This window comes from Bifidobacterium margollesii (assembly GCF_002860355.1).
GTDB lineage: Bacteria > Actinomycetota > Actinomycetes > Actinomycetales > Bifidobacteriaceae > Galliscardovia > Galliscardovia margollesii.
This window is the reverse complement of the sequence record NZ_NMWU01000003.1, coordinates 40,226-52,531: the sequence shown is the minus strand read 5'-3', so window position 1 is coordinate 52,531 and position 12,306 is coordinate 40,226. Positions and strand designations below refer to the sequence as shown.

The 12,306-nt window shown below is 62.4% G+C and carries 10 protein-coding genes; 1 reads left to right on the top strand and 9 read right to left on the bottom strand.

Going from position 1 to position 12,306, the window contains the following annotated elements; translation table 11 throughout:
- A partial coding sequence (locus Uis1B_RS01250; RefSeq protein ID WP_165782662.1) for a DDE-type integrase/transposase/recombinase occupies window positions 1–449 on the top strand: 449 nt, incomplete at its 5' end.
- Between the two features lie 109 nt (window positions 450–558).
- Here Uis1B_RS01250 and Uis1B_RS01245 read toward each other — a convergent pair.
- The 9 genes from Uis1B_RS01245 to Uis1B_RS01205 all read right to left on the bottom strand — a co-directional run bounded on the left by Uis1B_RS01245 (window position 559) and on the right by Uis1B_RS01205 (window position 12,257).
- Window positions 559–1,665 (bottom strand): ABC transporter substrate-binding protein, encoded by a 1,107-nt coding sequence (locus Uis1B_RS01245; protein WP_243390199.1) that lies wholly within the window; start codon window positions 1,663–1,665, stop codon window positions 559–561.
- A 324-nt stretch (window positions 1,666–1,989) separates the two neighbouring features.
- Window positions 1,990–2,805 carry a fumarylacetoacetate hydrolase family protein gene (locus tag Uis1B_RS01240; protein ID WP_101614786.1) on the bottom strand — a complete coding sequence of 272 codons (816 nt, stop codon included), beginning with the start codon at window positions 2,803–2,805 and terminating at the stop codon, window positions 1,990–1,992.
- A 57-nt stretch (window positions 2,806–2,862) separates the two neighbouring features.
- Window positions 2,863–3,699 carry a YggS family pyridoxal phosphate-dependent enzyme gene (locus Uis1B_RS01235; protein ID WP_101614773.1) on the bottom strand — a complete coding sequence of 279 codons (837 nt, stop codon included), beginning with the start codon at window positions 3,697–3,699 and terminating at the stop codon, window positions 2,863–2,865.
- Window positions 3,700–4,057: 358 nt separating this feature from the next.
- A complete protein-coding gene (locus Uis1B_RS01230) occupies window positions 4,058–5,113 on the bottom strand; it encodes a class C sortase (RefSeq protein WP_423734844.1) in 1,056 nt (351 codons plus the stop codon).
- 361 nt (window positions 5,114–5,474) lie between these two features.
- The gene (locus Uis1B_RS01225) at window positions 5,475–6,542 is read right to left on the bottom strand and encodes a glutamyl-Q tRNA(Asp) synthetase (protein WP_207763351.1); all 1,068 of its coding nucleotides are present in this window, start codon (window positions 6,540–6,542) and stop codon (window positions 5,475–5,477) included.
- A gap of 218 nt (window positions 6,543–6,760) precedes the next feature.
- A complete protein-coding gene (locus tag Uis1B_RS01220) occupies window positions 6,761–7,501 on the bottom strand; it encodes an MIP/aquaporin family protein (protein WP_101614770.1) in 741 nt (246 codons plus the stop codon).
- Between the two features lie 138 nt (window positions 7,502–7,639).
- The gene (locus Uis1B_RS01215) at window positions 7,640–8,527 is read right to left on the bottom strand and encodes a lysophospholipid acyltransferase family protein (protein WP_101614768.1); all 888 of its coding nucleotides are present in this window, start codon (window positions 8,525–8,527) and stop codon (window positions 7,640–7,642) included.
- Window positions 8,528–9,042: 515 nt separating this feature from the next.
- Window positions 9,043–10,365, bottom strand: a complete 1,323-nt coding sequence (gene murA / locus Uis1B_RS01210) for a UDP-N-acetylglucosamine 1-carboxyvinyltransferase (RefSeq protein WP_101614767.1) — start codon at window positions 10,363–10,365, stop codon at window positions 9,043–9,045.
- 341 nt (window positions 10,366–10,706) lie between these two features.
- Window positions 10,707–12,257, bottom strand: a complete 1,551-nt coding sequence (locus tag Uis1B_RS01205; protein WP_101614765.1) for an RNA-binding domain-containing protein — start codon at window positions 12,255–12,257, stop codon at window positions 10,707–10,709.
- Window positions 12,258–12,306 lie beyond the last annotated feature (49 nt).

Below are 12,306 nucleotides of genomic sequence, written 5' to 3'. Positions count from 1 at the left end.
GGGTCGCCGGCGGCAAGGCGTACCTGGCGCCCGTCTACGACATGGGATCGAAGGAGATCGTCGCCTGGGACGTAAGCCGGCGTCCCGACCTCGCCCAGCAGCGAAGGCTGCTCGCCATGCTCGAGGACCGTCTGCCCGAGGGCGTCGATCCCGTGCTCCACAGCGACATGGGATGGCAGTACCAGCACCGGTGGTGGCGCGACCGTCTCGCGGAACTGGGCATACGCCAGTCCATGAGCAGGAAGGGCGACTGCATCGACAACGCCGCGACCGAGCAGGTGTTCGGCCATCTCAAGGACGAGTTCTACACCGGCCGCGAGTTCGCCTCCTACGAGGAGTTCGAGACCGGTCTGAACGAGTACATCATCCACTGGAACACCAGACGACGCCAGAGACGGCTGGAGGGACGCACCCCGGAGGAATTCCGGAGTATGTCCCTCGCAGCCTGATCAGGTACCCTTAATAAACCGCGTCTAACAATTGGGGCGCAGTTCACCGCCTGACCACCATCAGTCCGCCTACGGCGTCCAGCTCCCGCCAGCGGGAGCGACGCGACGCCTACTTGCCGAGGAACTCGTTGGTGGCGATCTCCTTGGCCTGCGGAATGTCGTTGATCTGCTTGCCGTTGGCATCCTCATAGGTGTGGTTCTCTCCGAGGAAGTCGAAGAACTTCTGCGTATCGACGAAATCGTTGGTGCCGAGCACGAACGAACCATCCTTGATCTTCGCCGGATCACCCCAGTACTGGCCGTCGACGATGGTCTTCATGCTCCGCTTCACGAAGTCGAGCTTGAGGTTGGCTTCCGGAGCCTCCTTCACGAGGATCGACGCGGCGTCGTCCGGGTGCTCGTAGGCGTACTCGTAGCCCTTCTGCGAGGCCTGCACGAACTTCTTCACCAGCTCGGGGTTGTCGGAGATGGTCTTGGTGTTGGTGATGATGCCGATGGAATCCGCGTTGCCGGGCACACCGTAGTCAGGCTCGGTGAAGCAGTTGAGCGCCGGGCCTTCCATCTCGGCCTGCACACCCTCCCAGGTGGCGTAGAAGCCGCCGAAGTCGGCCTTGCCGGAGCTCAGCGTCTGGAAGGTGGAGGTGCCGACGGTGACCTTGTCGAACTGGCCCTTGCCGCCGTCGTGCTGAATCATGCGCTTGAGCACGGCGTCGTCCTCGTTGGAGCCGAAGGTGGCGAACGTACGGCCGTCGAAGTCCTTCGGCGACTTGATGTTCGTGTTGCTCTTCAGCGCGCACCAGATGGCGCTCGGCTTCTGCTGCACCTGCATGACCTGCTTGATCTTCGCGCCTTTGAGCGTGTAGTTGCCCACGTTGGTCATGTTCGACAGCGCGAAGTCTGCCACGCCGTTGCTCACGGCCTGCTCGGCGCCGGCCTGGGCCACGGCCACGATGTCGACGTCGAGGCCGGCATCCTTGAAGTAGCCCTTGTTCTTGGCCACGTACACGCCGATGTGGTTGGTGTCGGGCGCCCACGACAGCATGAACGTGACCTTCTTCAGGGAGGTCGAGCTGGAGGAGCCGGACGCGGAGGAGTCGGCGGACGAATCGTTGCTGGACGAGCCGCAGGCGGCCAGCGAGAACGCCATGGCGGCGGCACCGATAATGGCCACGGCCTTGCGCAGATTACCGGAAACAAGCTTGCCCATGGAGGACATAACAGACATGATGATTTCCCTAGATCTTCTCAGATGACCGTTTTCTAGGAACGACTGGCTGACGGGCCAGGCAGAAAACGATCCGAAGGGCCGGGCTCATCATCCCGCAGGTGCCCCCGAATCCCGTACGCAGCTTTGCGCATACGAATGTTCGGTTTGCCACACACCGGCGATCAAGCACCACGATTATAAACCGGATTGGCAGACATCATTCGGCCCCGATCCCCGCGCGGAAAACGGGAAACGGGGCCGAAACGAAACACTGGAACGGCAGGATCAGCCGGCGATATGGTCAGCCGACGATACGGTCGGTTTGCAGGATGGTCAGCCGGCGACCACCACGTTGCGCAGATCACCGATGCCCTCCACGGAGACGATCGCCTCGTCGCCCGGCTTCAGCGTGCCGGACGCGTTCGGGGTGCCGGTGAGGATCACGTCACCGGGCAGCAGCGTGGAGAACTGCGAGATCGCGGCGATCTGCGCCGGAATCGAGTGGATCAGGCCGGCGGTGGAGCCGGAGGCCTCGGGCACGGATTCGCCGTTGAGCGTGAAGCCGATGCGGGCGTCGGTCCAGTCGAGATCGGTCTGGATCCACGGGCCGAGCGGACAGGAGGTGTCGAATCCCTTGGCGCGCGTCCACATCGGGTCGAATCCCTGCACGTCACGCAGGGTCACGTCGTTCACGCAGGTGTAGCCGAGCACGTAGTCCATGGCCTTCTCGACCGGCACGTTCTTCGCGATGCGGCCGATCACCACGGCCACTTCCGGCTCGAAGTTCATGTCATGCGAGAACGAGGGGATCACGATCGGATCGTCGGGGCCGATCACCGAGGTGGACGGCTTGGTGAAGATCACCATCTCCTCCGGGGCCACCTTGATGTCGGAAAGACCCTTCTCGGCCATGAACGTGGTGTGGGCCTGATAGTTCTTGGCCAGGCCGAACACCTTGGACGGGATGATCGGGGCGAGCAGGCGGACGCCGTCGGCATCCAGCGCGTAGCGTTCGCCGGTGGGCTTGACTTCGGCGGCGCCCAGCGGGAAGCCGTCGAGCGCGACGAGGTAGTCCTTGCCGTCGTTTTCGTCGGTCTGCACGAAGGCGTACTGGGGGCGGTCGTTAACGGAAAAACGTGCGATTCTCATATGGTCAGTGTATCCCCACTGCATCCCACCCCGACCGCTTCCGTCCGATGGGCCCGATCAGATGAAGGCGCGCGGCCCGAAGATCGCGGTGCCGACGCGCACGATCGTGGAGCCTTCGTCGATCGCCAACGCCATGTCGTGGGTCATGCCCATCGACAGTTCGCGGCACGACGGAATATCGGCTCGCAGAGCGTCACGGGTTTCGCGCAGATGGGCGAACCCGCGGCGGATCACCGCCTCGTCGCTTACATGTGCGCCGATGGTCATCAGACCTTCCAGACGCACGCCTTCCAGCGCGGCGATCCGATGGGCCAGATCGACGGCCTCGGCGGGATCGCAGCCGGACTTCGACTCCTCGCCAGATTCGTTGACCTCCAGCAGCACGCCGACGGTGATGCCACGCACCACCGCACGCCGGGCGATCTTCTCGGCCAATGACAGCGTGTCCACCGATTCGATGGTGGTGACGCTGGGCAACACCTTGTTGATCTTGTTGGACTGCAGCTGCCCGATCAGGTGGAACGGCAACGGGACGAGCGGGAACGTGTCGTCCGACGCCGGCGCGGTGAGGGTCGCGCCTCGCTTCGCGGCCGCGCCCAGCGCAAAGCCGCGGTCCGCGCACAGTCTGGTCAGCCCGGCCGTCTTGACCTCGACCTCCTGCGGACGGTTCTCGCCGATCACGCGCACGCCGGCGTCGATCGCCGCCATGATCTCGCCCACGTCGCGGGTCTTCGTCGCGGCGAGCAATGTGACCGACCCCGCCTCGCGCCCGGCGGCCGATTCCGCCTCGGCGATCCCGTCGAGTACCTTGTGCACGCCATCCGTGATCTGCCGTGCGCGTTCCTCGTCGATCGTCTCGTTCGCCAGATCCTTGTGATCCATGTATGCGACCATCGTTCCACTCCCCTACGCTGCTGTTTCGCTGATGTTGGCCGGGGGCATTGCTGCCGGCCGTGATGCCGCCGTTCGACCACCGCCCTGTCCGCGGTCTTCCGCATCGATAGTTCCGCATCGATAGTCTAGTACCGCGCGTCAGAAATTCGTTCACCCCCCGCTCCCCCGCTCCCCTTGTCAGGGGAGCCAGCCCAAGCCGGGGCACACCACCTCCGCTCCCCGCTCCCCTTGTCAGGGGAGCTGGCCCGAGCCGGACTGCACATCACCTCCGCTCCCCGCTCCCCTTGTCAGGGGAGCTGGCCCGCAAAGCGGGTCTGAGGGGTAGTGAATTGTGATAGTGAATTAAGGGGTAGCCAATTCACCAGCGCCGAGGCCAGCCGGCGGCATGATGCATCGCCCGCCACGGCATACTGCGAAGTCGGCGCAACAGACCGACCAGCAGCCATCCGAGAATCAGGATCGCCACGCCGACGATCACGGCCAGATTGCGACCGTCGTGCACGTCGTTGGGGTTGGGCGCGGGGATCGGGATCGCCTCGCGGTGGCCGGAAATCAATAGACGATGGGTGTTCACGCCGTACGGGGTGCAGGTCATCAGGGTCACGCGGTCCTCGCCGGGCACGATCTTCAGCTGCGAGGTGTCGTTCGGCTCGATCACGGTGATGCGATCCACCTTGTAGCCGAGGGTTTCGCCCATCACCTCGATGTAGAAGAAGTCGCCGGTCTTCATCTCGTCCAGACGGGTGAACATCAGCGCCTCCACGAGTCCGCGGTGGCCGGTGATCACCGAATGGGTGGATCTGCCGCCCACCGGCAGGCTCGTGCCGTAGAGGTGTCCGGCACCGGAGGCCAGCGCCTCCTCGGACGTGCCGTGGTAGATCGGCAGTTTGATCGAGACCTTCGGCACGCGGATCGTGCCCATCACCCCGTCGCCGGAGTTCAGCAGCGACTGGTATTCCTTGTCCTTCGCGGATGCGGAGTCCTCGCTTTTCGCCTTCGAGCCGCCTTGGGCGCTGGTGAACGGATCGACCGCCTCGCCAAGCACCGGCTGACCGGAGATCGCCAGCTTTTCGTTGTATTTCTGCGCGGCCGCGAACGCCTCCTCGGCCTGCGGATATGGCCAGCCGGCCACATGCTGAGCGGAGACATCGGATGTTTCGGCGAGACGCTGGGACGACTGCCATTGCAGGGCGAGCGGGAAGCCCGCCACGCAGATCGCGGCGATGAGCAGGATCGCGGTCAGCAGGCGCAGGAGCAGCAGTCGAAGACGCAGCGAACGGCGTTCGGTCATCACGTCGGTGGTGTCGATGGCCTCACGGAACGGACGGTTGCTGAAAGCGTTCTCGGGATGGGAGACGGGGGTATGAGAGACGGGGGTATGAGAGTTTGGGGTGCGGGAGACGGGGGTATGCACTGCGGAATCGTCGTCAACGGGGAGCTGCGAAACCGACGTATCCCGCTCCAGCGCGGTCGATGCCGCCGAATGTCTGGCGTGTCGCGGTTTGCGGGCAGAACGGCCGAACACTGTCGCCTCCCGTCCTTGCGTCTTGCTCGGCTTCCGTTCGGAATCCGGCTGAAATCTGGAATATGGCATTGCGGCGCATCATCGCGAAATGATTCACCGTGATCCACTCACAATTTACTGATTATGTCACAGAATCGCATCGCCGCGAACCCCCGTCTTCAGGCAGCGTCGTTTCCGTCGAGCGCGACGGAGCCGATGCGGGGACCCGTCCGCTCCATGACGGTCGACCGGAAACGGTAATCGGTGACGTTTAGGGCTGTTGGGTGAGGGTGTGCGGATCGCTGAGTCGATCGGCACGATTCGTGGCGATTCGCCGCCATGAGAATCCCGGCAGCAGCTCATCGGGAGTGCAGGGGGCCGCCGTCGGTCGCAGACCGAGCAGCCACGCGCAGTATCCGATGATCCGCTGCGGGGCGATGCCTTCCTCACGCATGGCTCCGAGATCCCATGCCTTGTCTCGTTTGGCGAGGCGTCGACCGGTCGGGTCGTCGATCAGCGGCAGGTGGGCGAACTGCGGGAGCGGGCGTGCCGGTTGCGGAGATTGCGAGGTTTCGTGAGACTGGGACTGCGGCACACTCGGTGTGGTGAATCCTGCGGCGATGAGATTCTCGCGGATCCACAGCTGCACGGCCGTGGATCGCAGCAGATCCCGCCCGCGTACGATCTGGTTCACGCCGGTGAGCAGGTCGTCCACCGTGACGGCGAGCTGATAGGCGAACAGACCGTCGGAGCGTTTCACCACCACGTCACCGAGTTCCCGGGTCAGATCGAAACGCTGGGCGCCGAAGATCAGATCATCGAAGGTCTCGACTCGATTCGCCGGCATGGCGATGCGCCAGGAATGGCGATCGCCGCGGGCGAGCCGTGCGGCGCGGATCTGCGGATCGAGGCGCCGGCAGGTTCCGGGATATACGATGAACCCGTCGCCTTCGTTGGGCGCCGAGGCGGCCCTGATGTCCGCCCGGGAACAGAAGCACGGGTAGATCAGAGGGGTGGTCGAAGTTGACGATGCACCGGTTTCGGTGATTCCATCGGCTTCGGTGACCGATCGGCGTTTGAGCAGTTCGATCGCCTGATCATACCGGTCGATTCGTTGTGACTGATAGATCGGCTCACCGTCCCAGTCAAGGCCGAGCCAATGCAGATCGTCCATGATCCACCGGTCGGCGTCCTTGCGCACACGGGGGGTGTCGATGTCCTCGATGCGCAGCAGCAGACGACCGTTCCGCGAGCGCACGCCGAGCCATGCGGCCAACGCGGCGTACACGTTGCCGATGTGCATACGACCCGTGGGCGAGGGGGCCAGTCGTCCGACGATGGTTTCCATGCTCCCCATACGTTCCGTGTTCTCCGTACGTTCCGTGTTCTCCGTACGTTCCGTGTTCTCCGTCACGCGAATATTATGGCAAGGCCCGGCCGACACCATGCGGTTCCGCGGGGACTGTTCAACGGGGACTGTTCCGCGGAGGCATGGGGTCGGCCGGGCCATGATCAAGTCAGACGACGTATCGATCAGACGGTCAGACGATCAGACGGTCAGACGAGCGCGCCGAAGAAGATCTTGAAGATGAAGGCGCCCACGATGGCACCGGCGATCGGCGCGACCACCGGAATCCATGCTTCACCCCAGCGGGAGCTTCCCTTGTTCGGGATCGGCAGGATCGCGTGCAGCAGTCGGGGCATGAGGTCGCGGGCGGGGTTCAGGCCGGGGCCGGTCGGGCCACCGAGCGAGGTGACCAGACCCCACACGATGAAGCCGACGACGATCGAAGCTGCCGCGGCATCCTTGGCGCCCCACGGCATCAGCAGGCAGCACAGCGCGCCGAGCACCAGCACGAGCGTACCGAAGAACTCGTTGACGAAGTAGTTGAAGCGGGAGCCTTCCGCGTCGGTGGTGGAGAAGCTGGCGAAGATGGCGTCGGCCTCCTCGGTTTCGCGGTAGTGGGGCAGGTAGGTGACGTACACGACGAGCTGACCGGCGGCCGCGCCCAGCAGCTGGGCGACGATGTAGGGCAGTACGTCGTTCCACGGGAACATACCGTTGACCGCCTGAGCCAGGGTCATGGCCGGGTTGATGTGCGCGCCGGAGATGCCACCGAACATGAGCACTGGGAACATCACGCCGAAACCGTAGCCCATGGCGATGTTGAGCCAGCCGGCGTGATGCCCCTTGGTGTTCTTGAGTTCCACGTTGGCGACGGAACCGTTGCCGAAGATCATCAGAATGGCGGTGCCGATGAATTCGGCGGCCAATTTGGTCATCAGGGAATATTCCACAATAGGTCCTTGAATCTCTCGAAGTTCTCGAATTTCTCTCTCATGCCAGATAGGCAAACACGCGTTATTGTGGTCCGGGGTCTTGACTTCGACGATTCTGGCTCCGCGACGGCTTCCACCGGCTGATGACTGTGGATATCAGTCGCGGGGAACGCGTTTCATGGTCCGATAATCCCAATAGCCTTCGGCGGGTGGCTGCTCGCCTCGGATTTCGGATTCGATTTCCTCAAGTCGTTCGCGCACGCGACGGGTGAGCTCATGCACCGCGGTTTTCGGCGGCTCACCTTCCCAGGAGTCCATGTCTTCGATGAGGTCGGCATAGTCGATGGCTTCGCCGAATCCCATGACGACGTTCTTGCGCGGCCAGGGCCACCACTGGTTGATACTTGCCGCACCCCAGGTGGCTGCGGGGTAGATCGGCACCTGACGGCCGAGTTTTCTGCAGGTTTCGAGGGCGATGTAGGCCATGCCGGGTTTGAGGCTCATCGGCCATTTCTTCGGGTCGCGGGTCAGGGTGCCTTCCGGCCAGATGGTGAGGGGACGACCGGAGGTGAGGATGCGGATGGATTCGCTTTCGATGGCGAGCGCCTCGCCTTTGCGACGCGGCACGGGCTGCATGCCGACGAGCTGGAACCATTTGCCGATGATCGGCCAGCTCGCCATTTCCGCTTTGGCCATGTAGCGCGGGCGACGCCCCTGATAGAACAGTGCGACCATGGGGATGAACACGTCGAACAGGGTGACGTGCGTGCAGGCGGTGATGAAGACGCCGTCTTCGGGTACTCGTTCGAGTCCCCATGCCTTGACCTTGCAGCGGGATCGGACGACCGCGGCGCAGGCGTCGAGCAGGCGCTGGGTGGCTTTGGGGTTCTGCGCGTTGATTTCGGCGATGTTGTCTTTGCGCGGCCCTGTAGGGTGGTTGCGCATCGGGTTGACGAGGTTGTGCATGCGTGCCAGCTTCGCCACCTGTTCGTTGCTCAGCGGCTTGACGGCGGAGCGCGGCGAGGGTTTTCCGGGAGATACCATGCCCTCTATTGTGCCGCAAGCCATTCCCGAGCCGGAAACCCGCCTTCCCCTTAGGCCGAGCCGTAAAGAAAAGGCCGGAGGCGTTTTCAGGCGAGGACTCGCTGACAGGCGAGCAGAAATCCGCGGCCGCAGGCCGTCCTCTCTTGCCGAGAAGGTGGACGGCGAAGCCGGACGGATGAGGTGACCCGAACGAAACACCAGTACGGAACCAACGCGAAACCGCTTGCATCACCTCATCAGACGGACTCCGTCCGCCAGCTTCTGGCAACATCGGTCGGCCTTTCGGCCGCATCTTATTCGCTCGCCTGTCGGCGAGCCTGAACCCTAGAAACGGCTCTGCCGTTTCCTTGACGGGTTCAGCCTAAGGGGAAGCCAAGGACCAATGCCGGGGACGCTCCGCGCCCAACAACACAAAAAATCGGGAGACGAGTGCGGCTTCAAGGCGTACAAGGGGAAGGCGTACAAAGGTACGTCGACCGAGGGGCAACGCCGGGGACGCTCCGTCTCCCGATTTTTTACTCGAAATCGGCGCCGAGGGCGGCCAACTTCCCTCTAAAGTCCGCGTATCCACGGTCGATGAGCGAGATGCCGCGAACGGTGGAGGGGCCTTGGGCGGCGAGGGCTGCGATGAGGTGGCTGAAACCGCCGCGGAGGTCGGGAACGTCGATGTCACGGCCAGTGAGGGGTGTGGGGCCGAAGATGACGGCGGAGTGCTTGTAGTTGCGCTGCTGGAAGCGGCAGGGAAGGGAGCCGAGGCATTCGCGGTAGAGCTGGATGGTGGCGCCCATCTGGACGAGGGGCTTGGTGAAGCCGAAACGGTTTTCGTAAACGGTTTCGTGGACGATGGAGAGTCCCTTGGCCTGGGTGAGGGCGACGACGAGGGGCTGCTGCCAGTCGGTCATGAAACCGGGGTGCACGTCGGTTTCGATGGCGACGGGCTTGAGGTCGCCGCCCGGATGCCAGAAGCGGATGCCTTTGTCGGTGACGTCGAATTCGCCGCCGATCTTACGGAACACGTTGAGGAAGGTCATCATTTCGGGCTGGGTGGCGCCTTTGACGAAGATGTCGCCGTGAGTGGCGAGGGCGGCGGAGGCCCAGGATGCGGCTTCGATGCGGTCGGTGAGAGAGGTGTGGGTGAAGCCCTTGAGCTGCTTGACGCCTTCGATGCGGAAGGTACGGTCCACATCGACGGAGATGATGGCGCCCATCTTCTGCAGGACGGAGACGAGGTCCATGATTTCGGGCTCGATGGCGGCGCCGGAAAGTTCGGTCTTGCCTTCGGCCAGAACGGCGGCGAGCAGTGTCTGCTCGGTGGCACCGACGGACGGGTAGGGCAGGTGGATCTTGGCGCCGTGAAGCCCGTCGGGAGCGGTGATGTGGATGCCGTCCTTGTGTTCCTTATCAACGTTGGCACCGAGCTTGCGCAGGGTTTCAAGATGGAAGTCGATCGGACGACCGCCGATGTTGCAGCCGCCGAGCGCGGGAATGAAGGCCTCGCCGAGGCGGTGCAGCAGAGGGCCGGAGAACAGGATCGGGATGCGGGATGAGCCGGAGAGCGTATCGACGTCGGCCACGTCGGCGAGCTGCACATGGCTGGCATCGATGGTCACGACGCCGTCCGCACCGTCCACGGTCACGTTCACGCCATGCAGACGCAGCAGATCGGAGACCACATGCACGTCACGAATCTCGGGGACGTTCTTCAGCACGGAAACGCCGGGGGCGAGCAGTGCCGCCACCATTGCCTTGCTGACGAAATTCTTGGCGCCACGCACCTTGATCTGGCCGTTCAGCGGCTTGCCGCCGACCACGCGCAACACGTCATTCTCGGAATTCACGAACCCGCTCCTTTGATGTCGTCCGATCTGTCTGATCCAGTCCGTCCGATCCAGCTGATCGCCGTCATCAGATCACTGCCATCAGATCGTTGTCTGATCCACCTTCATGCTTCTCTCCCCGCATCTGACTTACCGGGGCGAAAAAACTATCTACAAGTTTGCCATACTCGGTGTGGCGACTCAGTGAAATCACTCTCGGCTAACCACGGGAATACCGTGCCGCCCGTGCGAATCGTCGGAGAACCATGCCACCAGCGCTCACCTGAACGGTATTGCACCGACCGTATCTTTCCGACCGACGCTCCACGTCGGCATCATATGCCGATCTTTCCGCCGACTTGCTATGCCGATGCCCGATATCGCGTATTGCGGCCGACTCCGACTCTGAGCAACAGCCCGCGTCCCACCAGTTCACGCAACAGGTTGACGGCACCGGCCTGAGACAGGCCGGTGGCCTGTTGAACGTCGCTCCTCCGGATTTCGGATTGCCGTTCGGCAAGATTCAACACTATCCGCATGCGTTCCTCCACAACCGACCCATTGCTCACCACGGCGGGAGTAGCCAGACGCATGGCGTTACGCCGCATTCGAGGCGTAACGATCATGCCATCAAGCACGTTCGACACCGTCGGCGATATCGTCGGGACAGCACCCCGGTCGCCCATTGCCAAATCGCTCGCAGTCGTTGATCCCACGACCTTCGGTCCCACCATCGGCGATCCCTCGGTCGGCGATCCCTCAGCCTTCACACCGGCTATCAGAGCATCGTCTTCCCGGTCTCCGCCATTCCCGTCTTTCCCGGCAATCCGACTGGGCAGCACCACTTTGAATGCATTGTCACTGATCCGAAATTCCGGTTTCCTGTCACAATCCGCATAGTTTTCCACGATTCGTGGAATACCGGTGCCATATGCTTCCACCCATTTCAAGCGATACAGCACCTGCGCCAACCGCGGGTTGCGCTGCTGCGATATTCCCAGCATCATATCCCGCTCGGTCAACCCCTTCGGCAACCCTCCGAGATTGAGCATTTCGATCCGATGATCGAATATGCTGATCAAGCCCGGTCCGGAAAACGTATAGTCCCTATGTACGATGAGGTTGAGCAGCGTTTCCCGAAGCACTTCCGGCGCATAATCCCGATAATCCACCCTTCTCCACTGTTCGCCGATCCGCGACCGGGTGTTGTTGTATCGGTCGATGAACTCCGCCACCTGCCGAAACTGGCGAAACAATGATCCGGAAAACTCGTATCGCGTTTTGAATACCGCCTTGGTATCCCCTTGGAACACGGCGGCTTTGATCGACGCCGTGCATTGGTCGGACAGCAGCCACGCCAAATTGGTGTACAGCCCGGTTTCGTCAAGCAGACCCAATGTCCTTTGTTCCCGCTCCCCGAACTCCGCGTTCGCCTCCGCGAAAGTCTCTCGCGCATGCTCGAACGTCAACTGCTGGTCAACGGATCGAGAATCCTCGAATGAATCATCCGATGATTCTCGAATCATACGAAGAATGGCGGCATCGGAAGAAGGAACGGAAGCCGCCCCCATTCTCACATACACCCCGGCGGGTCGTATCCCCTTGTCGGCCAAATAGTATGGCCGGCTTGTGCCGCGCTGCACATCCACGATCACAACGGAACGTTGTTCATATTCCGCTATTCGCATATCAACAATATGCGCGACGTCAGGAACAATCCCATCGGTAACCGATTGAGCGGCCTGGACGATGCAGGCGTCGGGATCCTTCAGACCCACTACGCTCCCATCGTCGTCAACCCCGATATAAAGCGTCCCTCCATCGGTATTGGCGAAAGCCGCCACGGTTTTCTTGGCGCTCTCGCTCCAGATTCGTTTGAACTCAATCGAAGGACCTTCGTGAATGTCAAACATCGCCACGGAGACCTCCTTTGAAAAACGGATATTATCTAATATCAATAAT